General features: G+C 67.6%; 22 protein-coding genes. 15 read left to right on the forward strand and 7 right to left on the reverse strand.

Annotated elements, in window-relative coordinates; genetic code table 11:
* Window positions 1-77: 77 nt before the first annotated feature.
* Together DIZ26_RS07905 and DIZ26_RS07910 are read left to right on the forward strand one after the other, a co-directional pair.
* Window positions 78-1,199, forward strand: coding sequence for a CaiB/BaiF CoA transferase family protein (locus DIZ26_RS07905; RefSeq protein ID WP_112239020.1), 1,122 nt, complete (start codon window positions 78-80; stop codon window positions 1,197-1,199).
* Window positions 1,200-1,262: 63 nt separating this feature from the next.
* A complete protein-coding gene (locus DIZ26_RS07910; protein ID WP_112239021.1) occupies window positions 1,263-2,405 on the forward strand; it encodes an acyl-CoA dehydrogenase family protein in 1,143 nt (380 codons plus the stop codon).
* A 48-nt stretch (window positions 2,406-2,453) separates the two neighbouring features.
* Here the strand turns inward: DIZ26_RS07910 and DIZ26_RS07915 are convergent, their stop codons facing one another.
* Window positions 2,454-3,110 (reverse strand): hypothetical protein, encoded by a 657-nt coding sequence (locus DIZ26_RS07915; RefSeq protein ID WP_112239022.1) that lies wholly within the window; start codon window positions 3,108-3,110, stop codon window positions 2,454-2,456.
* Window positions 3,111-3,251: 141 nt separating this feature from the next.
* On the opposite strand from DIZ26_RS07915, the gene DIZ26_RS07920 reads away from it, so the two are divergent.
* The 4 genes from DIZ26_RS07920 to DIZ26_RS07935 are packed head-to-tail and all read left to right on the forward strand — an operon-like array spanning window position 3,252 to window position 5,472.
* Entirely contained in the window at window positions 3,252-3,830 is a 579-nt protein-coding gene (locus tag DIZ26_RS07920; RefSeq protein WP_112239023.1) for a TetR/AcrR family transcriptional regulator, read from the forward strand.
* Between the two features lie 51 nt (window positions 3,831-3,881).
* Window positions 3,882-4,478, forward strand: a complete 597-nt coding sequence (locus DIZ26_RS07925; RefSeq protein WP_112239024.1) for a sulfite oxidase-like oxidoreductase — start codon at window positions 3,882-3,884, stop codon at window positions 4,476-4,478.
* Window positions 4,448-5,200: a ferredoxin reductase gene (locus tag DIZ26_RS07930; RefSeq protein WP_112239025.1), complete on the forward strand. Its 753-nt coding sequence runs from the start codon at window positions 4,448-4,450 to the stop codon at window positions 5,198-5,200. The genes DIZ26_RS07925 and DIZ26_RS07930 overlap by 31 nt, the downstream gene beginning before the upstream one ends.
* A complete protein-coding gene (locus tag DIZ26_RS07935; RefSeq protein WP_112239026.1) occupies window positions 5,197-5,472 on the forward strand; it encodes a DUF6510 family protein in 276 nt (91 codons plus the stop codon). The genes DIZ26_RS07930 and DIZ26_RS07935 overlap by 4 nt, the downstream gene beginning before the upstream one ends.
* A gap of 40 nt (window positions 5,473-5,512) precedes the next feature.
* On the opposite strand, the gene DIZ26_RS07940 is transcribed toward DIZ26_RS07935, so the two are convergent.
* Both DIZ26_RS07940 and DIZ26_RS07945 read right to left on the reverse strand, forming a co-directional pair.
* Entirely contained in the window at window positions 5,513-6,694 is a 1,182-nt protein-coding gene (locus DIZ26_RS07940; protein WP_112239027.1) for an alpha/beta hydrolase, read from the reverse strand.
* Window positions 6,695-6,750: 56 nt separating this feature from the next.
* Entirely contained in the window at window positions 6,751-7,530 is a 780-nt protein-coding gene (locus DIZ26_RS07945; RefSeq protein ID WP_112239028.1) for a MerR family transcriptional regulator, read from the reverse strand.
* 90 nt (window positions 7,531-7,620) lie between these two features.
* Between DIZ26_RS07945 and DIZ26_RS07950 the strand changes: the two genes are divergently transcribed.
* Both DIZ26_RS07950 and DIZ26_RS07955 read left to right on the forward strand, forming a co-directional pair.
* Complete coding sequence (locus DIZ26_RS07950; protein WP_112239029.1) at window positions 7,621-8,847, forward strand: acetyl-CoA C-acetyltransferase; 1,227 nt, start codon at window positions 7,621-7,623, stop codon at window positions 8,845-8,847.
* Complete coding sequence (locus DIZ26_RS07955; protein WP_112239030.1) at window positions 8,844-10,985, forward strand: 3-hydroxyacyl-CoA dehydrogenase NAD-binding domain-containing protein; 2,142 nt, start codon at window positions 8,844-8,846, stop codon at window positions 10,983-10,985. Before DIZ26_RS07950 ends, DIZ26_RS07955 begins: the two co-directional genes overlap by 4 nt.
* Window positions 10,986-10,987: 2 nt before the next feature.
* On the opposite strand, the gene DIZ26_RS07960 is transcribed toward DIZ26_RS07955, so the two are convergent.
* A complete protein-coding gene (locus tag DIZ26_RS07960) occupies window positions 10,988-11,608 on the reverse strand; it encodes a TetR/AcrR family transcriptional regulator (protein WP_112239031.1) in 621 nt (206 codons plus the stop codon).
* 367 nt (window positions 11,609-11,975) lie between these two features.
* Here DIZ26_RS07960 and DIZ26_RS07965 point away from each other — a divergent pair, with 367 nt between their 5' ends.
* The 3 genes from DIZ26_RS07965 to DIZ26_RS07975 are packed head-to-tail and all read left to right on the forward strand — an operon-like array spanning window position 11,976 to window position 15,090.
* Window positions 11,976-13,256, forward strand: a complete 1,281-nt coding sequence (locus tag DIZ26_RS07965) for an ABC transporter substrate-binding protein (RefSeq protein ID WP_112239032.1) — start codon at window positions 11,976-11,978, stop codon at window positions 13,254-13,256.
* A complete protein-coding gene (locus DIZ26_RS07970; protein ID WP_112239033.1) occupies window positions 13,253-14,206 on the forward strand; it encodes a carbohydrate ABC transporter permease in 954 nt (317 codons plus the stop codon). The genes DIZ26_RS07965 and DIZ26_RS07970 overlap by 4 nt, the downstream gene beginning before the upstream one ends.
* Window positions 14,206-15,090, forward strand: a complete 885-nt coding sequence (locus tag DIZ26_RS07975) for a carbohydrate ABC transporter permease (protein WP_112239034.1) — start codon at window positions 14,206-14,208, stop codon at window positions 15,088-15,090. The genes DIZ26_RS07970 and DIZ26_RS07975 overlap by 1 nt, the downstream gene beginning before the upstream one ends.
* Before the next feature lie 118 nt (window positions 15,091-15,208).
* Here the strand turns inward: DIZ26_RS07975 and DIZ26_RS07980 are convergent, their stop codons facing one another.
* Complete coding sequence (locus tag DIZ26_RS07980; RefSeq protein WP_112239035.1) at window positions 15,209-15,739, reverse strand: YbhB/YbcL family Raf kinase inhibitor-like protein; 531 nt, start codon at window positions 15,737-15,739, stop codon at window positions 15,209-15,211.
* A 178-nt stretch (window positions 15,740-15,917) separates the two neighbouring features.
* Here DIZ26_RS07980 and cobT point away from each other — a divergent pair, with 178 nt between their 5' ends.
* The 4 genes from cobT to DIZ26_RS08000 all read left to right on the forward strand — a co-directional run bounded on the left by cobT (window position 15,918) and on the right by DIZ26_RS08000 (window position 19,852).
* Entirely contained in the window at window positions 15,918-17,033 is a 1,116-nt protein-coding gene (gene cobT, locus DIZ26_RS07985) for a nicotinate-nucleotide--dimethylbenzimidazole phosphoribosyltransferase (protein WP_112239036.1), read from the forward strand.
* Complete coding sequence (gene cobA / locus DIZ26_RS07990; protein WP_112239037.1) at window positions 17,030-18,283, forward strand: uroporphyrinogen-III C-methyltransferase; 1,254 nt, start codon at window positions 17,030-17,032, stop codon at window positions 18,281-18,283. The genes cobT and cobA overlap by 4 nt, the downstream gene beginning before the upstream one ends.
* A 55-nt stretch (window positions 18,284-18,338) precedes the next feature.
* A complete protein-coding gene (locus tag DIZ26_RS07995) occupies window positions 18,339-19,163 on the forward strand; it encodes a TrmH family RNA methyltransferase (protein ID WP_112239038.1) in 825 nt (274 codons plus the stop codon).
* 122 nt (window positions 19,164-19,285) lie between these two features.
* Window positions 19,286-19,852: an AAA family ATPase gene (locus tag DIZ26_RS08000; protein ID WP_112239039.1), complete on the forward strand. Its 567-nt coding sequence runs from the start codon at window positions 19,286-19,288 to the stop codon at window positions 19,850-19,852.
* A gap of 1 nt (window position 19,853) precedes the next feature.
* Here DIZ26_RS08000 and def read toward each other — a convergent pair whose 3' ends face one another.
* Both def and DIZ26_RS08010 read right to left on the reverse strand, forming a co-directional pair.
* Window positions 19,854-20,459, reverse strand: coding sequence for a peptide deformylase (gene def, locus DIZ26_RS08005; protein ID WP_112239040.1), 606 nt, complete (start codon window positions 20,457-20,459; stop codon window positions 19,854-19,856).
* Between the two features lie 134 nt (window positions 20,460-20,593).
* Window positions 20,594-21,409 carry an LLM class F420-dependent oxidoreductase gene (locus DIZ26_RS08010; protein WP_112239041.1) on the reverse strand — a complete coding sequence of 272 codons (816 nt, stop codon included), beginning with the start codon at window positions 21,407-21,409 and terminating at the stop codon, window positions 20,594-20,596.
* Between the last annotated feature and the right edge of the window lie 133 nt (window positions 21,410-21,542).

Consider the following 21,542-nt stretch of genomic DNA (forward strand, 5'->3'; position numbering starts at 1 on the left):
CGCCACGACGACGACCGAGCTCCACGCAGCCGACAGTGACTTGACCACTGTGACAGTTGTACTGTCACAATATGGAAATGGGTCCGCTGCGTGGAGTGAAGGTCGTCGAACTGGCCGGCATCGGGCCGGCGCCGTTCGCGTGCATGCTGCTGGCCGAACTGGGCGCCGAGGTGTTGCGGATCGATCGGCCGGGCGGTGGGCTCGCATTCGGCCCGCCGGAGCTCGAATTGCTGAATCGTGGCCGCCGGAGTGTCGCGCTCGACCTGAAGAGGCCCGGTGCGGTCGACGCCGTACTGCAGTTGGTCGCGGGTGCCGACGTACTGGTCGAGGCCTTCCGGCCGGGCGTCGCCGAGCGGCTGGGGCTTGGACCGGGAGAGTGCCAGGCGGTCAACCCGAAGCTTGTGTACGCGCGGATGACCGGGTGGGGACAGGACGGCCCGCTCGCGCAGTCGGCCGGGCACGACATCGACTACCTCGGACTCTCGGGCGCGCTGCACGCGATCGGACGAGCCGGGGGACCACCGCAGGTGCCGGCGAACCTGCTCGGCGACTTCGCAGGCGGATCCCTGTATCTCGTCGTCGGTGTGCTCGCCGCCCTCGTCGAAGCCCGGGGGAGTGGACGCGGTCAGGTGATCGACGCCGCGATCGTGGACGGCGCCGCCCACCTCACCACTGTGCTGCTGGGCGCCTTGGCGGGCGGTAACTGGAAGCAGGAGCGCGGCACGAACCTGCTCGACACCGGCGCGCCGTTCTATGACGTGTACGAGACGGCGGACGGCGAATACATGGCGGTCGGCGCGATCGAGCCGCAGTTCTACGACGAACTGGTCCAGCGACTCGGGATCACCGCGCCGGACCGGTACGACGTGGCGAACTGGCCCGAGCTCCGCAAGACGCTCGCCGAGGCCTTTGCCGGCCGGACCCAGGCCGAGTGGACCGAGGTGTTCGACGGCACGGACGCCTGTGTCTCGCCGGTCCTGCCGCTGGCCGGCGACCACCCGCATCTCGTTGCCCGAGGCACCTTTGTCGAGAAGGACGGCGTACGGCAGCCGGCTCCGGCACCACGGTTCTCCCGTACGCCGACGTCGCTCGGCAGTGCTCCGGCGCGCCCAGGCGAGCACACTCGCGAGGCGTTGACCGAGTGGGGAGTCACCGGAGTCGACGAGCTGCTCGCGAGCGGAGCCGCCGTACAGACCTGAACCGGGCGGCCCGTAGTACCGGGACAAAGTGTTGACATCGCTGTACAGACAGGAGAATCGCCCGTGGAACGTCACCTCTTCGATGCCGATCACGATGCGTTCCGGGAGACCGCGCGCGCCTTTTGCGACAAGGAGATCCTGCCGCATCACGAGAGCTGGGAGGAGGCCGGCATCGTGCCACGCGAGCTGTGGATCGCGGCCGGGGAGGCGGGGCTGCTCGGATTCATGATGCCGGCGGAGTACGGCGGTGGCGGGGCGCGGGACTTCCGTTTCAACGCGGTCGTGAGCGAGGAGTTGACCAAGGCGCAGGCGAGCGGGCCGGGCTTTGCCATCCACGTCGACATCGTCTCGGCGTACCTGCTGGACTATGCGAACGACGAGCAGAAGGCGCGCTGGCTGCCCGGCTTCTGCAGTGGTGAGTTGATCACGGCGATCGCGATGACCGAGCCCGGTGCCGGCAGCGATCTGCAGGGGATCGAGACGACCGCGATCCGCGACGGCGACGACTTCGTGCTGAACGGGCAGAAGACGTTCATCTCCAACGGCATCCTCGCCGACCTGGTGATCGTCGTCGCCAAGACCGACCCGTCCGCGGGCTACCAGGGCATCTCGCTGTTAGTGGTCGAGCGGGGAATGCCCGGGTTCGAGCGTGGGCGGAACCTGGACAAGATCGGGCTGAAGGCGCAGGACACCGCCGAACTGTTCTTCGACGACGTCCGGGTGTCGGCGGCGAACCTGCTGGGCGAAGAGGGCAAGGGCTTCGTCTACCTGATGGAGAAGCTGCCGCAGGAACGGCTCGCGATCGCGGTTGTCGCGGTGGCGGCGTGCGAGTCGGTGCTCGAGAGCACGCTGCAGTACGTGAAGGACCGCAAGGCGTTCGGGCGGCCGATCGGCTCCTTCCAGAACAGCCGTTTCGTGCTGGCCGAACTGGCCACCGAAACCCAGATCGCCCGGGTCTTCGTCGACCGCTGTATCGAGGAACTCAACGCCGGCTCCCTCACCGTCGCCGACGCCGCGATGGCGAAGTGGTGGACCACCGAACTCCAGCAGAAGGTCGTCGACCGCTGCCTCCAACTCCACGGCGGCTACGGCTTCATGACCGAGTACCCGATCGCCAAGGCCTACCTCGACACCCGCATCCAAACCATCTACGGCGGCACCACCGAAATCCTAAAAGAAGTCATCGGCCGAACCATGGGCATCTGAACCCCCAGTGCTCCGGGTGGGGCGGGGCCCGGAGGGCTGGGGGTGGGGTCAGCGGGTCGGGGTGGGGACTCGGGTGGGGGAGGTGGGGAGGGGCGTGGTGCGGCGGGCGCTGCGGAAGATGCTCATGCCCATGCTGGCCGTCGTGCCCCAGCCTTGGACGGCGTAGAAGTTCGACGGGTTGTCATTGGAAAAGATCGCCGGGACGAAGGCCAGGTTGATCGCGGCGAGGACGAACGCGGAGCGGCCGACCCACTTGGGGAGCAGGCGCAGCCGTAGTACGACGATGCCGAGGGCGATCAGGAAGAGCCCCATCAGCAGGCGCGAGATCAGGCCCTGCATCAGGTACTGCGCGGCCGCGAACGGGCCCTCCTTGGTGGTGTCGATGTCGTGGTCCACGGAGATGGCGGCGCCGACCTCCATCGACTGCGGGACGAAAACCATCGCCACCCAGAGCAGCCCGGCCGCCTGGATCACGCCGGAGATCCAGTCCGACGCGACGTCGACCTGGTGGATCAGTTGCCGCAGACCGGTGAAGTACAGGATGTAGAACACACAGCCGATGATGCCGATCAGGGTGCGGGTCTTGATGTTCCAGTCGGGCGGGGCACCGGAGTAGAGGAAGTAGAGCGGCACGTGGACGACGATCAGCGCACTCGCGATGATCCCGAACAGACCTGCATACCTGCGAACCGTGGATTCGGGCACGACGATTCCTTTCGATTGGCCCCGGGCCGGGACCGGCCCGGAGACTGGAGGGACGAGACGTATCGTCTCACCACGAGACGGTAAGTCTCGCGACGAACGACTGTCAAGACACAACGTCTCGTCTTGTTGTAAGGTCTGGACATGACCAGTCCGAATCCCGACCGACGCAGCGAACGAGCCCGGCAGGCGATCCTCGAGGCAGCCCTCGAGCTGTGCCAGCAGCAGTCGTTCGCCGGCTTGACGATGGAAGGCATCGCCAAGCGGGCCGGAGTGGGCAAGCAGACGATCTACCGCTGGTGGCCGTCCAAAGCGGCGATCCTGCTCGAAGCGCTGATGGAACGAGCCGTCGACACGCTCGACTTCCCGGACACCGGCGATCTCGTCGCCGACCTCCGCGCCCAGATGGTCCTGGTCGTCCGGGCCTTCAACGACCCGATGTTCTCCGCGTACAGCCGCGGCCTGATCGCCGCCGCCCAGAGCGATCCGGACATCGCGGCCGCTGTCGTCGCCACCGTCATCCAGCCCCGCGTGGACCTGTGCGTCGAGCGCCTGCAGAAGGCGCAGAAGTCAGGTGAGCTGCGCCCCGACCTCGACCCGCACGACGTCGTGGAGCTGCTCTACGCGCCGCTGTACTACCGCCTGTTGCTGCATACCCAGCCGGTCTCCGAGGCGCAGGTCGACACGATCCTCCAACTGGCGTTCGCGGGCGTCGCCAGCTGACGGCAGTCGTGGTTGACTTCCCTCAGCAGTTCGAGCCGAGGGAGGTCCCTGATGGACATCGTGTCGCCGGGGTTCACCGGACGTCGCAGGAGTGGGACGGAGCTGCCGCCCGGGCAGTACCTGACCCATGAGTTCCCGGTGTTGTCGGCAGGCCCGACTCCGCACATCCTCCCGGAGCACTGGGAGTTCACCGTGACCACCGAGACCGGCGAGGTGCACCGCTGGGACTGGGCCACCTTCACCTCGCTGCCGGCCGAGGAGATCACCAAGGACCTGCACTGCGTCACCCGCTGGTCGAAGCTCGGCACCGACTGGAAGGGCGTCTCCCTCGACACCCTGCTCGCCGATGTCGAAACGAGCGCCGACTTCGCCATGGCCCACAGCTACGGCGGCTACACCACCAACCTCCCACTGGACGACCTGCTCGACGGCCAGGCCTGGATCGCCTACGAGTACGACGGGGAGCCGCTGGATCCCGAGCACGGCGGCCCGGCCCGGCTGCTGGTCCCGCACCTGTACCTGTGGAAGAGCGCCAAATGGGTGCGCGGCCTGGTCCTGTCCGACACGGACGATCTCGGCTTCTGGGAGAGCGTCGGGTATCACGAGTATGGAGACCCATGGAAAGAACAGCGTTACGCCGGCGACTGACCTGGCAGGTCGGCACGGTCACCGAGATCCGTGAGGAGACCGCGACCGCCCGGACCCTGGTCGTCGACGTCCCCGACTGGCCCGGCCACCTGGCCGGCCAGCATCTCGACGTACGACTGACGGCACCGGACGGGTATCGCGCTTCCCGGTCGTATTCGCTCGCGTCCGCCTGGACCGGCGAGACGATCGAGCTGACCGTCGAAGAGGTGCCCGACGGCGAGGTCTCGCCGTATCTGGTCGAGGTGCTGAAGGTCGGCGATCCGCTCGAGGTGCGTGGTCCGGTCGGCGGCTGGTTCGTCTGGCGGCCCGAGCAGACCGGTCCGATCCAGCTGATCGCCGGGGGATCGGGCGTCGTCCCGCTGATGGCGATCCTGCGCGCCCACGCGGCGGCCGGCAGCACGACACCGGCCAAACTCCTGTACTCCGTCCGCCGGCCGACGTCGGTCATCTACCTGAGCGACCTGAAGGAGATCGCGGCGTCGGAAGATGTCGAGGTCACCTTCGCCTACACCCGGGAGGCGCCACCCGGCGAGCCACGTGTCGGCCGGGTCGATGCCGGCCTGCTCGACGCCATCACGTTCGGCCCGAAGGACGAGCCGACGACGTACGTCTGCGGTCCGACCCCGTTCGTGGAGGCGGTCGCCGATCTGCTCGTTGGCGCCGGCCACGATCCGGCCCGCGTGAAAACCGAACGCTTCGGACCCACAGGAGGACCGCGATGACCGCCGATGTTCCGACCTACCTGGACGGCAATGCCGCGGCCGGTGCGCTCCGAGAGGTGTTCGCGGTCGACCTGACCGCCGCGATCGGCCGTTGCAACGGCTGCGGCCGGACGGGGGCCTTCGCCGAGGCACGACTCTATGTGGATGCCCCGGGCATGGTTGCGCGCTGCAGCGGCTGCGACGGCGTACTGCTTCGCGTCGTCAACACACCCACCGACACGTACCTCGACCTCCGCGGCCTGACGTATCTGCGCGTGTCCAGCGCCGAGTAGTCCGCCTGGTCCGGTCGGGCATGACCGGACCAGGCGGGTCCTACGGCAGGTCCTTGCGGATGTCGAGCTGGGCGAAGGAACGCAGTGGCTGGACCGAGCCGGTGAGGATCGGGTCGGCCGTCCGGTCGCCGAGCAGGTACCGCCGGAAGAACGCTGACAGATAGGTAGATGCCACCAACCGCTGCTGGGTTTCGGTCAGTTGCTTGTCGGCCCGCTGCGGGTCGTCGTCAGAGGTGCAGTAGCCCGGCTTCGGCGGGTTCGGTGTCGCGGCATCGTCGTACGCGCCGACCTGGCCGCTCGACGGGGACCACTGGGTGTTGTAGAAGTCGTGGTTCGCCCCGTGCACGTAGTACTCGTAGACCGGCGCCTTGTTGTGTGCTTCGAGGTAGCGAAGGTGTCCGTCGACCGCGCGGTCGCAGCTCCCCACGAAGACGGCGACGGGGATGTTGGTGATCCGGTACGGCGTGTACTCGGGGTTGTCCGGGTTGTCGTCGGGGGCGTACGGCTCGGCCGCCGCGAGCGGAACGACGGCCTTGATCTTCACCCCGGCCGGCCAGTTCTTCTGGTTCACATCGGCGGCTTCGAGCAACGTGCCGCGGCCGCCGCGTGAGTGCCCCATCAGCCCGACGTTGGTGAGATCCGCGTGGCCACGGAAGTCGACCGGCCGACCGTGGTCGAGTACCTTGCCGGCCAGCGGTCCGCCGCCGGTCGCGCTCAGCTTCTGCCACATCGACAAGTGCTTGCCGATCAAGGCGGCCCGCGCCGCGTCCTGGTCCTGGCCCAGGTACGACGGTTCGACGCCCTTCGCGCTGATCGAGACGACGATCATCCCTTGCGCCGCGAGCTTCTCGCCGAGGTAGTCGTAGCCGCGTTGACTCGGCAGCGGCGGCGTTCCCTTCGCACACGGCCAAGCGGCCAGCTTCGAATAGTCCTGTTCGTCCCACGCCTGACGGTCCGCGCACGTGATCCACGACCCGTGCGACATCAGTACTACGGGATAGCGGTGGTGCGCCAGATCCTTCGGGTAGTGCACGACTGCGGTCAGTTCGGCGCGCGCCGTCGTACCGTCCTGGTCCGGCGGAAGCTCGAAGGCGGTGTCGCCCAGGTTGTAGGTCGCGGTTCCGACCGGATGGAGTGCTGATGCTTGGGCAGTAGTTGCCGACGGCACCAACAGTGCGCCGGTCAGGGCGCATGCGGTGGCGACGGTCAGCAGTTTCCTCATACCGCTGCGACGCGAGACCTCGACGACCGGTTGTCCAGGTCGGTGTCAGGATTTCCTCAGCGCCGGGGCGGTTTGGTCCGCGAGCGGCGGATCGTGTCGCGCTGGGTCTCGCCGACCGCGCGCTCGTAGGCGAGCACGAGACCCTGGATCGTGACCGGCTTGAAGCGCTCGACCAGTTGCTGGATGTGCTCGGGCGGCCCGCCGGAATCGCGGTAGTGCGGCCAGACCTTGGTCCGGAACACCTCGGTGAGTTCCTCGGCGATCGCGCGGCCGTGGTCGGCGAAGATCCGTCCGGCGTCGAGCACGGCCTCCACCGGCAGGTCGAGGTCGAGGAGTTCCACCCCGAGACTGAGATGCGCGGTCGCCACCTGGAACACGTCCTCGTCCGGTGTCGGCTCCACGACCCCGAGTGCGACCAGCATCTCGATGTCGTCATCGGTCAGCTCGCGACCGGTGCGGCGTACGAGGGTCGCGCGGTCCAGTGTCTCCGGCAGGTCGCGCATCCACGGGGTCAGCAGGGTGCGATGCAAAGCGATGTCCTGGGGCGTCGCGTCCGCTGGGATTCGGTCCAGGTAGCCCTCGATCGCGGAGAGCGTGAATCCGTGCGCCTGCAACTCCCGCACCAGGTCGAGACGCGCGATGTGCTCGGCGCCGTAGTACCCGACGCGTCCACGGCGTACGGGCGGGGGGATCAGGCCGCGGCCGGCGTAGAACCGCAGGGTGCGCACTGTCATGCCGACCCGGGCGGACAGTTCGTCGACGGTCAGCGTCGCTTCGTGCTCACCACTCGGCGTGGGCTCGGCAGGAACGGGCGACAAGGGCCGGGACACAGGCATGGCGCAGATCATAGTGGGCAGCACTTGTTCACTGTGACACCATCACTGTCATAATCGGGATGCCCCTACCGGTCCGACGACGGGATCAGCATGACCTCAGCCAGTGAAGCCTTCCTGTACGACGCGTTCCGGACACCACGAGGCCGCGGCAAGGTCACCGGCGCACTGCACGAGGTGAAGCCGATCCAGCTGATCACGGGCCTGCTGACCGAGTTGCGCGCCCGCCATCCCGAGCTGGACCCGACCGCGATCGACGACGTCGTCCTCGGTGTCGTCACCCCGATCGGCGACCAGGGCATGGACATCGCCCGCACGGCGGTGCTCGCGGCCGGCTACCCCGAGACCACCGGCGGCGTGCAGCTCAACCGCTTCTGCGCCTCCGGCCTCGAGGCGGTCAACCAGGCCGCGCAGCGGGTCCGCTCCGGCTGGGAGGACTTCATCCTCGCCGGCGGCGTCGAATCCATGTCCCGCGTCCCGATGGGCTCCGACGGCGGTGCCTGGGCGATGGACCCGGAGACCGCTCTCCGGACGAACTTCATCCCGCAGGGCGTCAGTGCCGACCTGATCGCCACCATCGACGGCTTCTCCCGGACCGATGTCGACGCGTACGCCGCCGAGTCGCACGCGCGGGCCGCAAAGGCCTGGGCCAACGGGTACTTCGCCCGCTCGGTCGTCCCCGTTGCCGACCGCAACGGTCTGCCGATCCTGGACCATGACCAACTGGTCCGGCCGGGCACCACGGTCGAGACGCTCGCCGGTTTGCCGGCTTCGTTCGCGGCGATCGGCGAACACGGCGGTTTCGACTCGGTCGCGCTGGAGAAGTACGTGAAGGTCGAGCGGATCGACCACGTGCATCACGCAGGCAACTCGTCCGGCATCGTCGACGGTGCCGCATTGGTTGTCATCGGCAACGAACGGGCCGGCGAGGCGCTGGGGCAGGCGCCCCGCGGCCGGGTGGTCGCAACCGCGGTGAGTGGCGCTGATCCGACGATCATGCTGACCGGTCCCGCACCCGCCGCGCGCAAGGCGCTGGCGAAGGCAGGGCTCGAGGTGAGCGACATCGACCTGTTCGAGATGAACGAGGCGTTCGCGGCGGCGGTGATGCACTTCATGACCGATCTCGGCGTCCCGCACGAGAAGGTGAACGTGAACGGCGGCGCGATCGCGCTCGGCCATCCGCTCGGCGCGACCGGCGCCATGCTGATCGGCACCCTGCTGGACGAACTGGAGCGACGCGAGCTCCGCTACGGCCTGGCCACCCTGTGCGTCGGCGGCGGCATGGGTGTCGCGACCATCATCGAGAGGCTGGCGGCATGATCGACTGGAAGAACGACGACGGCGTCATCACCTTGACGATGGATGACCCCGACGCGTCGGCGAACACCATGAACGACTCCTACCTCGCCGCGATGGGCGCGACCGTCGAGCGCTTGCAGGCCGAGAAGGACAGCCTCAAGGGTGTCGTGATCACGAGCGCCAAGCAGACCTTCTTCGCCGGTGGCAACCTGCAGATGCTGTCGCAGATCAAGCCGGAGAACGCGGCCGAGGTCTTCGCCACGATCGAGGAGGTCAAGCGGCAACTGCGTGCGCTGGAGACCCTCGGCGTACCGGTCGTTGCCGCGATCAACGGTGCTGCCCTTGGTGGCGGGCTGGAGATCGCGCTCGCCTGTCATCACCGAATCGTTGCTGATGACAACAGAATCGAGATCGGCGTTCCCGAGGTGACACTCGGCCTGCTCCCTGGCGGTGGCGGCGTCACCCGCACGGTCCGGATGCTCGGGCTCCAGGATGCGCTGATGAAGGTCCTGCTGCAGGGCCAGCGGATGAAACCCGCGCACGCCAAGTCGGTCGGCATCGTCGACGAGGTCGTCCCGGCGGACGAACTGCTCAGCAGCGCCTATCGATGGATCGACGAGTACGACGGTGACGCCAAGCAGCCGTGGGACCGGGACGGCTACAAGATCCCGGGCGGTACGCCGGCCTCGCCGAAGCTGGCCGCGTTCCTCCCCGCCTTTCCGGCGAACCTGCGCAAACAACTCAAGGGCGCGCCCTACCCGGCGCCGCGCGCGATCATGAGCGCCGCCGTCGAAGGCAGCCAGGTCGACTTCGCCACCGCTTCGCGGATCGAGTCCCGGTACTTCGTGGAGGTCGCGACCGGCCAGATCGCGAAGAACATGATCAACGCGTTCTTCTTCGAGCTGCAGGCGATCAACGCCGGAGCGTCGAGGCCGGCGGGCGTACCGCAGTACAAGGCTCGCAAGGTCGGCGTCCTGGGTGCCGGGATGATGGGAGCGGGGATCGCGTACGTATGCGCGAAGGTCGGTATCGAGGTCGTTCTCAAGGACGTCTCGCTGGAGGCCGCGGAGAAGGGCAAGGCGTACTCCGAGAAGCTGCTGGCCAAGCAATTGCAGAAGGGCCGGACGACGGCCGGAAAGGTCGAGGAGTTCCTCAGCCTGATCACGCCGACCGCGGACCCGAACGACCTGGCCGGTTGTGACCTGGTGATCGAGGCGGTGTTCGAGAGCGAGGAGCTCAAGCAGAAGGTGTTCGCCGAGATCGCCGGCGTGGTCGAGCCGGACGCGTTGCTCTGCTCGAACACCTCGACGCTGCCGATCACCTCGCTCGCCGATGGGATCGACCGGCCGGACGATTTCGTCGGGATGCACTTCTTCTCACCGGTCGACCGGATGCCACTGGTCGAGCTGATCGTGGGGGAGCGGACCTCCGACCGGGCGCTGGCCCAGGCGTACGACGTGGTCCGGCAGCTCAAGAAGACGCCGATCGTGGTCAACGACAGTCGCGGCTTCTTCACGTCGCGCGTGTTCGGCACGCTGGTGATGGAAGGCGCCGCGATGGTTGCCGAAGGCGTGAACCCGGTGACGATCGAGCGAGCCGCGACCCAGATGGGCTTCCCGGCACCGCCGCTGGCGATGCTGGACGAGGTGACGCTGACGCTGCCGATGAAGATCCGCGATGCCGCGCGGGCGGCCGGGGACAACGCGGGCGCCTTCGACGACCACCCCGGGATGGCGGTGGCCGACCGGCTGGTGACCGAGTTCGACCGGCGCGGGAAGGCGGCCGGTGCGGGGTTCTACGACTATCCGGCCGACGGGCCGAAGCGCCTGTGGCCGGGCCTGTGGGAGCACTTCGTCAAGGACGAGGTCGATCCGCCGCTGATCGACCTGCAGGAGCGGCTGGCGTTCGCGATGTCGCTGGAGACCGTGAAGTGTCTCGACGAGGGCGTGCTGCGCTCAGTTGCCGACGCCAACATCGGCTCGATCTTCGGCATCGGCTTCCCGCCCTTGCACGGTGGCGCGCTGCAATACATCAACGCGTACGCCGGTGGGCCCGCCGGTTTCGCCGAGCGCGCCCGCGAGCTGGCCACCGTGTACGGGGAGCGGTTCGAGCCGTCGGCGCTGCTGGTGAAGAAGGCCGAGGCGGGGGAGACGTTCTGACCTCAGGCCGGTCGACGGCCGGGATCGGCAAAGCTGCCCAGGTAGGTGAGCGCCGCGTCGAGGGAGTTGCGGAGCGGATCGGCCCGGCGCAGGGTCTGGCTGAGCAACAGGCCGCCTTGGAGGGCAGCGAGGAGTGACTGCGCGAGGACGTCCGGGTCGGCGTCCTCGCGCAACTCTCCGCGGGCTCGCATCATCTCCAGGCCGCTCCGGAACAGCTCGAGCCACCGCTCGTACCCGGCCGCGAGGTCCGAGCGCGTCTCGGCATCCGACTCCACCAGTTGACCGGCCAGCGAGCCGAAGTCACAGCCGCCCTGGAAGTCTCGCGCGGCCTGCCGCTGGACGATCAGGTCCGCCCACCGCTGCCAGGCAGCGAACGAGTCGAGTTCGCCGAGCTCCGGAACCTGATGCAGTCGCACCATCCTGTCCGCCTGCCAGGCGATGACGTCCTTGATCAGCGTCCGTTTGTCGCGGAAGTAGTGCGTCATCTGGGAGCCGCTGACGCCGGCCGCCTTGCGGACATCCTCGATCTGCGTGCCGGCCACTCCGTGCTTCAGCACGAGGCCGGCCGCCTCCGCCAGAATCCTTGCCCGAGTGGCCCGCCCTTTGGCCGTCAGCTCTGCCATGAGGGCACTGTAACGCGGTACTGGGATCGCAATCCCATAAAATTGTCACCAACTGCGCGCGAGCGTTCGATTCTGACGATTGATGTCCAAATGTGGCGATATCGGCAGGTCCATCGGCGTTTCGGTCTTGCGGACGAGCGGCTTTTCCGTCAGGGTGAAGCCGCTTCTCCAACGATTAACCCAGCGGTAATGTCGCGGGGTACCTGATGGTCGACAGGTGATGTTCCCGAACTGTCACACCATCGGCGCTGTTGCGATGTTCGACTTAGTTGTAACGTGTCCGAAACCGGAGATGCTTAACGCCGTTAAGTAAATCCGGAACCGCTTGCGCCGCAGGGCCGCGGCGCCGCTTTCGGAGGTGTATTCCATGCCTGCTCACATGCCGTCGCGCGGAATGTCCCGGCGCGACCTGCTCAAGCGCACCGGCGGCCTGGCCGCCCTGGCCGCCTTCACCGCTGCCTGTGGTGGCAACACCGGCCGGCCATCCGACTCCGGCGGCGGCGGGAACAAGGTCAACCTGTCGCAGTGGTACCACCAGTACGGCGAGACCGGCACCAAGGAAGCCGCGCTGAAGTACGCCAAGGCGTACACCGACGCCAACGTCAGCGTGCAGTGGACGCCGGGTGACTACGGCAGCAAGCTGTCCTCCGGCCTGCTGTCGAACAAGGGTCCGGACGTCTTCGAGAGCCAGCTCAACATCGGCATGGTGAAGAGCAACCAGGTGGTGCCGCTGGACGACATCATCGCCGACGTCAAGGACGACTTCCAGCCGGGCGATCTGGCCACCAACACCGTCGACGGCAAGGTCTACGGCATCCGGATGATCGTCGACCCCCAGGTCATCTACTACCGCAAGAGCCTGCTGGACAAGGCCGGGATCAAGCCACCGGAGACGATCGACGACCTGATTGCCGCGGCGAAGGAGCTGACCACCAACAAGGTCAAGGGCATCTTCGTCGGCAACGACGGCGGTCTCGCCCTCGGCGGGCCGGCCCTCTGGTCGTCCGGCGGCAGCTACCTGACCGACGACCACAAGCCCGGCTTCACCAACGAGCGGGCGGCGCAGGCGTTCTCCAAGCTGCACGAGCTGTATACGAGCAAGAGCGTCCTGCTCGGTTCCCCGACCGACTGGACCGACCCAGGCGCGATCAACCAGAACCTCTGTGCGATGCAGTGGATCGGCATGTGGGCAGTGCCGGGCATGCAGAAGGCGCTCGGCGACGACCTCGGTGTGATCGCCTTCCCGGCCCTCGACGCTCAGGGCAAGCCCGCGGTGTACTCCGGTGGCTGGACCCAGTTCGTCTCGGCGAAGAGCCCGAACGTCGACGCGGCCAAGAAGTTCGTCAAGTGGCTGTGGATCGACAAGCAGGACTTCCAGGAGGACTGGTCGCTCAACTACGGCTTCCACATCCCGCCCCGCAAGAGCCTGGCGGCCAAGGCAGCGAAGCTGCAGAGCGGCGTCGCTGCCGACACCGTGAAGCTCAACGCCGACTACGGTCACACCGACAACCCGGCCTGGACCCCGAAGATGGGCACCGCGTTCGGCGACATGCTCACCAACATCATCCGCAAGGGCGCCGACCCGGCCGGTGAGATCAGCAAGGCGGAGAAGACGGTCAACGCCGAGCTGAGCCGGCTGTTCGGATGAGCACGCGCACCGCGCCGGCCCCTGTCCCCAGGGAGTCGGCGCGGAAGGGCGCCCGGCGGCCGAAGGGGATCGCAGGCAACACGCTGTGGTTCTGGCTGTTCGTCGGGCCGTTCGTCGTCGGGCTGCTGATCTTCTCCTACCTGCCGATCATCTGGAGCCTGATCCTCAGCTTCTTCGAGGCGTACAACACCGTCACCCCGTCGAAGTTCGTCGGCGTGGACAACTACGTCGACATGCTCACCGACCACAACTTCCTGTCCAGCCTGGGCACGTTCACGCTGTTCGCGATCTTCATCGTGCCGCTGACGTTCGTGTTGTCGCTCGCCCTGGCGCTGCTGGTCAACCAGGTCAAGATCGCCCGCGCCTTCTTCCGCTCGGTGTTCTTCCTGCCCACCGCCTGCTCGTACGTCGTGGCCTCGCTGATCTGGCGGTTGTCGATCTTCAACGGCGTCCGGTTCGGTCTGATGAACACGATCCTCGGCTGGTTCGGCATCGACGGGATCGCCTGGCTCTCCACGGTCAGCCCACCGTGGTACTGGATCCCCATCGTGACAGTGCGGCTCTGGCTGCAGCTCGGCTTCTACATGATCCTGTTCATCGCCGGTCTGCAACGCATCTCGCCGACGCTCTACGAGGCGGCGTACGTCGATGGCGCCAAGCCTGGTTGGCAGACCTTCCGCTACATCACGCTGCCGCAGTTGCGGGCGACCTCGGTCGCGGTGCTGATCCTGAACCTGATCGCCGCCTACCAGGCGTTCGACGAGTTCTACAACCTGATCGGCAACGTGAACTTCGCGCGGCCGCCGCTGGTCTACCTGTACGGCATCTCGCTCGGCACGATCCAGGACCTCGGCCACGGCTCGGCCGGCGCGCTCATCCTGGCCGTGATCATCATGTTGGTCACGTTGCTGCAGAACAAGATCTTCGGCTTCGGAAAGGCGGGCGACTGATGACCGCCATCGATCGTACGACCGGCGCCCCACAACCGATCGGCTATTCCCGCAGCACGCTCGGCCGAGTGGCCCTGATCCTGCGCTGGGTCGCGTTGTTCATCGCGGTGATCCTGTTCTTGCTGCCGTTCTACCTTGTACTGCGTAACGCGTTGTCCACCGAGGCTGACATCACCTCACCGTCCTGGACGCTGTTCCCCAAGCACCTGCAGTGGGGCAACATCAAGGAACTGTTCAACGACACCCAGGTGCCGATGGCCAGAGCGCTGTACAACTCGGCAGTCGTCGGCGTGCTCGGGACGGCGGGGCAGTTGCTGCTGGCCTCGATGGCCGGCTACGGGCTTGCGCGGATCCCTTATCGGCATGCGGACAAGGTGTTCTACGCGATCGTGGCGACACTGATGATCCCGGGTGCGGTGACGTTCATTCCGAGCTTCATCGTGGTGTCGTCGCTGGGGTGGGTGAGCACGCTTCGAGGGCTGATCATTCCGACGTTGTTCAGCGGGTTCGCGGCGTTCTTGTTCCGGCAGTACTTCCTCAATTTCCCGCGGGAACTCGAGGAGGCGGCGCGGGTCGACGGCGCGGGCCATTTCGGCACGTTCTGGCGGATCGTGGTGCCGAACTCGCTGCCGTTCTTCGCCGCGCTGGCCGCCATCACGTTCATCGGCAACTGGAATTCGTTCCTGTGGCCGCTGGTGATCGGCCAGGATTCCTCCTCCTGGACCATCCAGGTCGCCATGTCCACCTTCGTCACGGCCCAGACGATCAACATCCACGAACTGTTCATGGCGGTCGCGGTGTCGATCCTGCCCCTCGTCCTGATCTTCGCCTTCCTCCAGCGCTACCTGATCCAGGGCGTCACCCAGTCCGGCATCAAGGACTGAAGGGAACCCTCGCTTCGCTCGGGGCACTGGAAGCCTCGCTGCGCTCGGGTGTGGAGGAGCGGGCTCAGGTGTTGAGTGCGGCTGCGGCGGGAGCTCGAGTGCTCCCGCCGCTCACCGTCTACTCGGCGATCTGGTAGGTGGGGGTGATGATGGCGCGGGCGAGGGTGTGGAAGGCGAGGTTGAAGCTGACTACGGCCGGGCTCGCGTCGCCGTCGATGTCCAGTGCTTCGACGTCGATCGCGTGCACGACGAAGTAGTAGCGGTGCACCTGGTCGCCGGGCGGCGGGGCAGCACCGCCGTACGCCTTGGTGCCGAAGTCGGTCCGGATGTGGAAGGCGCCGTTCTCCAGCCGCTCGGTGGTGCCGGCACCGGTCGGCAGTTCGGTGACGGTGGCCGGCAGGCCGACCAGCACCCAGTGCCAGAAACCGGACGGCGTCGGCGCGTCCGGGTCGAAGCAGGTGACGACGAACCCCTTCGTCTCCGCCGGGAAGCCCTCCCAGCTGAGCTGCGGCGACTTGTTGCCACCGGCAAAGGCGTGGTCGTCGTCGAGCGGCTGGCCGTCGGCGACATCGGTACTGGTGACGGTGAAGGACCCGACCTTCGGGAGCAGTTCGTACGGGTCCGGGCTGACTGGCCGATCGAGCGACATCCGTGATCCTCCGGATCTGTGGTCCGATGTGGTGATTCCGACATTACTGTCCACAGATCGCGGGATCGGTCCGGGGCGGGTTCGTGGGGATGCGAAGATCGTCCTTGGCCGCGTCCAGGCGGTCGCGCACCGGAGTCGAGGGCTCCGGGGCGGTGAAGGCTAGTGGGAGGACCCTGCGGTGGAGGAGTACCTGGCCAGGATCGGCCCAGCAGACGAGGCGGCGATGCGAGCCGCCACGGAGCGTCAGCTCAGCCTGACGAAACCGGCCGGTTCCCTCGGCGTACTGGAGGAGTTGTCGATCCGGGTAGCCGGGATGACCGGTGCCTGCCCGCCGGAGGTGCCTGCGCCCGCTGTCGTCACGGTGTTCGCCGCTGACCACGGTGTGCACGCGCAGGGCGTCTCTCCGTGGCCGCAGGAGGTGACGGCCGCCATGCTGGCGAACTTCGCTGCCGGCGGCGCCGCGGTGAACGCCTTCGCCGCCAACAACCGCGTCGACGTCCGCGTGGTCGATGTCGGCGTCGCGTCGGATGTCGAGGCGCTGGACATCGTGCACGCGAAGGTGCGGGCCGGGACCCGCGATCTCTCCGTGGAGAAAGCGCTCTCGGACGAGGAGGTGCGGGCCGCGATCGGGATCGGCTTCGACCTCGCCGGCAAGCTCGTCGGCGACGGCTACCGCTGCCTGCTGACCGGCGACATGGGTATCGCCAACACCACCGCGTCGGCTGCCTTGATCGCGACCTTCACGGGTGCGACGGCTGCCGACGTGACCGGCCGCGGCACCGGCGTCGACGATGCCACGCTTGCTCACAAGACCGAGATCGTCTCGGCCGCGCTCGCGCTCCACGAAGTACCGGCGTCTGATCCGCTCGGGGCCTTGGCTGCGTACGGTGGGTTGGAGCACGCCGCCCTCGCCGGCTACATCCTTGGTGGGGCAGCGCACCGGGTGCCGGTGATCCTGGACGGCGTGATCGCCGGCGCGGCCGCACTGGTCGCCCAGGCGTTGCACCCGGCCGCAATGGAGTACTGCGTGGCCGGCCACCGCTCAGCTGAGCCCGGACACGCGGTAGCCCTGAAAACGCTCGGCCTGCAGCCCCTCGTAGACCTGGACCTCCGGCTCGGCGAAGGCACCGGCGCCGTCCTGGCCTACCCCATTGTGACCTGCGCCGTCCGAGCCCTGACCGAAATGGCCACCTTCGAATCCGCCGGCATCGCCTCAGGTGAAGACGCTCCCGGGTCTGCCGAGGGTGGTTCTGAGGCTGGCGAGGGTGCTGCTGCTGGGGGAGGGGTGGCGTGAGCGAGGGGGCGCCTTATCTGTCCGGGCTGGTGTTGGCCGGGCGGCGGGTGGTTGTGGTTGGTGGCGGCGGAGTTGCGCAGCGAAGGTTGCCGCGGCTGCTCGAGACCGGTGCGCAGATCGAACTGATCTCGCCGGCGATCACCCCGACCATCGAGGGCCTGCTCACCAACCGCGACCTGCGCTGGGTCGAGCGCGGCTACCAGCCGGGCGATCTGGACGGCGCCTGGTACGTCGTGGTCGCGACCGACGATGCCGAGGTCAACGATCAGGTGTCGGCCGAGGCGGAGGAGCGCCGGATCTTCTGCGTCCGGTCGGACGACCGATCCCGCGCGACGGCGTGGACACCAGCCTCCGGGCAACACGATCACGTGACCATCGGCGTACTGGGTGGCGGCGATCACCGGCGGTCGGCCGCCGTACGGGACGCGATCTTGGAGGAGTTGCGCGCCGGTGCGCTCGGGGCTCGTGATTCGCTGGACAAGAAGCCAGGGGTGTACCTCGTCGGCGGCGGCCCGGGTGATCCGGACCTGATCACCGTGCGCGGACGTCGTCTGCTCGCCGAGGCGGACGTCGTGGTCGCCGACCGGTTGGCCCCGCAGCCGCTGCTGGAGGAGCTGCACCCGGAGGTCGAGCTGATCGACGCGGCCAAGCTTCCGCGCGGCCGATCGGCCCAGCAGGAGGAGATCAACCGGATCCTGGTCGACCGGGCCCTGCAGGGCAAGGTCGTCGTCCGGCTCAAGGGCGGCGATCCGTATGTCTTCGGCCGCGGCTTCGAAGAGGCGATCGCGTGCGCCGAGGCGGGGGTGGCGTGGACTGTCGTGCCCGGGATCACCAGTTCGATCTCGGTGCCGGCGGTGTCGGGCATCCCGGTGACGCATCGTGGTGTGACGCATGAGTTCACCGTCGTGTCCGGGCACATCCCGCCGGGGCACCCGGACTCGCTGATCAACTGGCCGGCGTTGGCCCAGTTACAGGGCACGTTGGTGCTGCTGATGGCGGTGGAGAACCTGCCGAAGATCACCGAAACCCTGATCAAGCACGGCCGCTCGGCTGCCACTCCGGCTGCGGCCATTGCCGACGGCACCCTTCCTGGTCAGCGCCTGGTCACCTCGGACCTCGCCGGAATCGCCGCCACGATGGAGACGGAAGGCATCGGCGCCCCCGCGATCGTTGTCATCGGCAACGTCGTGGAAGTGGCGAAGCTGGTGCAGGAAACGTCGGGGAACGCGGTGGAGCGCGAGCTCGGATGACGCCCTTCGTTCCACCGGCGATGGCCGGCGGCACCGCTGAGCAGCTGGTTCGCCGATGACGCTGGTTCCGGTCGAGGACGCGGCTGACGAACGGCTCGCCGACTACGTCCAGCTGCGGGAGGTGAACCTGCGCCGGTTGCTCGAGGAGGAGCACGGGCTGTTCATCGCCGAGGGCGACAAGGTGATCCGGCGCGCGGCCGAAGCCGGGTACGAGCCGCGGTCGTTCCTGCTCGCGCCGCGCTGGCTGGAGTCGCTGTCCGACGTACTGGAGAAGTGGCCCGCCGCACCCGTGTACGTCGTATCGGAAGAGCTGGCCGAGCAGGTCACCGGATTCCACGTGCACCGGGGCGCGCTGGCGTCGTACCGGCGTCGGGCGCCGGAGTCGTTGGAGACCTTGCTCGACGGGTTGCCGGCCGTTTCGCGGGTGGCGATTCTGGACGACATCGTCGATCACACCAACGTGGGCGCGGGTTTTCGAGCCGCCGCGGCGATGGGGGTCGACACGGTGCTGGTGACGCCGACGTGCGCCGATCCGCTGTACCGGCGGTCCGTGAAGGTGTCGATGGGGACCGTGTTCCAGGTGCCGTGGACGCGGTTGTCGTCGTGGCCGGGGGATCTGCAGGCGTTACAGGACCGGGGTTTCGTGGCCGCCGCCTTCGCGTTGACCGACGACTCGGTCAGCCTGGACGAGCTGGCGGCTGCTCATCACGATCGACTGGCCTTGATCTTCGGTACGGAGGGGCACGGCCTCAAGCGGCATGTGCTCGATCGGGCCGACGTGACGGTTCGCATCCCGATGGCCGGCGGCGTCGACTCCCTCAACGTCGCCTCCTCCGCAGCCGTGGCCTTCTACGCCACCCGCCCAGCCGGCGCGAAATAGCCGCGCAGACAGATCGCCAGTGACGTCGTCGAGCGTGACCGGCCGCCTTGGCGGAGATCCGCTCGGCGTACCGGTCATTGCGGCAGCTTGTCGGCGGAAATGCGCTGGACGGGCGTGATGGGATGACCAGCGTGCAGAAAGTCGTCTTGATCACCGGAATGCAGGCCGCCGGAAAGTCCACCATTGCGCCGCTGCTCGCCGCCCGCCTCGGCCCACCGGCCGCCACCGTCGACGGAGACGTCTACTACCACGCGGTCGTCGCGGGCGCCGCCGTGATGACGCCCGACCCGTCGCCCGAAGCGCTTCGCCAGCTCCAACTCCGGTACGACGCCAGCGCGCTCGTGGCACGCCACTACCTCGCGGCCGGATTCGATTTCGTCTGCTCCGACATCATCCTCGGCGAGTACGTCGCCCGCTGGCTCGACTCGTTCGAAGGCGTCGCCGAGCCCCACCTCGTAGTACTGACTCCGTCGGTCGACTCGATCGTCGCGCGAGAACTCGCCCGCGGCTCGAACTCCTATCGCGGTTGGCAAGGCCCTGGAATGACCCTGGCCGACGCCGTACAGGCACTCCAAGAAGGGCTCAAGGACATCCCGCCGCGAGGTCTCTGGGTCGACACCACCGGCCAGACCGCTGAGGAATCGGTTGCCGCGATCCTCGCGGACGGCCTTGAGGCCGCCCGCTGGTGAGTCAGGCGTTGAGGCCCTCGTCGGAGTGTTCTTCGGCGTTGAGCATGGGGGAGACCGGCCAGTCGGCGGGGTAGTCGGGGGCCAGTTCCTCGGCTTCGGCGAAGAGGCGTTTGCGGTACTTGCGGGAGAGGCGGTCGCCGAAGACCGTGCCCTGGGTGTGGTCCGTCTCGTGCTGCAGGCAACGGGCGAGCAGGCCGGTGCCTTCGTAGGAGACCGGGTTGTTGTTCTCGTCGACGCCGGTGACGCGGGCCCAGTCGGGACGGGCGCACTTGGTGAAGGCGCCGGGCAGTGACAGGCAGCCTTCCTCGCCCTCGTCGAGCTTGCGGTCCTTGCCCTCGGGCAGCTCGAGCTTCGGGTTGCAGACGACGCCCTGGTGGCGGTTGCCGTCCTTGTCGGGGCAGTCGAAGACGAACAGCTGCAGGTCGACGCCGACCTGGTTCGCGGCCAGTCCGACACCCTCGGCGGCGTTCATGGTCGCGACCATGTCGGCGACCAGCTGGTGCAGTTCCTCGCCGAACTCGGTGACGGGCTTGTTCACATGGTGCATCGGCTCTTCACCCCACCGGGTGATCGGCAGCACGGAACCGTTCGTCGGAAGCGTAGACATGCCCGAAATCCTATCCAGCCACCCCGTCCACTCTCCGCCAGCACCCCGAAGCGAAGGCTGGCGGAGGAGTGGTCAGCACATCCACTCACCGCAGGTGGTGCGTTCCAGCACCGCCGATGGTGGAGGAGCCCTGGTCAGGCCTTGTTGACGTCGTTGCGCCAGGCCACCCAGTCGCGGAGGAGGCCGAGGTCGTAGTCGGGGCCGGAGACGCTGACGGTGAACAGCCGGGTGCCGACGTCGAGGAGCGACTTGCCGATCTGATCCGGAGTCTTCGTCCCGACGCCGGTGGAGCGCTCGATCTCGCCCGGATCGCGGCCGATCGTCTTGCAGTGCTCGTCCAGTACGGCGTGCTTGTGCGCGATCGTCTCGGCGTCGCCGAAGCCGTGCCAGATGTTCGCGTGCTGAGCGACCAGCTTCAGCGTCTTCTTCTCACCGCCACCACCGATCAGCACGGGGATGTCGCGGGTCGGAGCCGGGTTGAGCTTGGTCCAGCGCTGCTCGATCCGCGGCAGGGCCTCGCCGAGCGCGTCCAGCCGCCCGCCCGCAGTACCGAACTCGTAGCCGTACTCGTCGTAGTCGCGCTCGAACCAGCCCGATCCGATCCCGAGGATCAGCCGGCCGTCGCTGATGTGGTCGACAGTTCGCGCCATGTCGGCGAGCAGATCGGGATTGCGGTACGAGTTGCAGGTCACCAGCGCGCCGATCTCGACCCGCTCGGTCGCCTCGGCCCAGGCGGCCAGCATCGTCCAGCACTCGAAGTGCAGGCCGTCGGGCTCGCCGGACAACGGATAGAAGTGGTCCCAGTTGAACGCCACGTCGACCCCGATCTCCTCGGCAGCCGCCACGGTGCGCCGGATGTCGGCGTACGAGGCGTGCTGGGGCTGGACCTGGAGGCCGATCCGGACCGGGAAGGCGCTATACGGACGGGGCGTTGCGTCGGTCGATGTCATGACCTGAAGCCTATACGCCGTTGCGGAGGATCCTCCGGTACGGCCACGATCCGGGCGCGCGTAACGGATCTGGTCTACGGTCGATGTAGCTGGCGAGGGGGAGGGGCCTTCAGCATGCGCAAAAGTCGACTGG

It is taken from the genome of Kribbella monticola (assembly GCF_003261635.1).
Taxonomy (GTDB): Bacteria; Actinomycetota; Actinomycetes; order Propionibacteriales; family Kribbellaceae; genus Kribbella; species Kribbella monticola.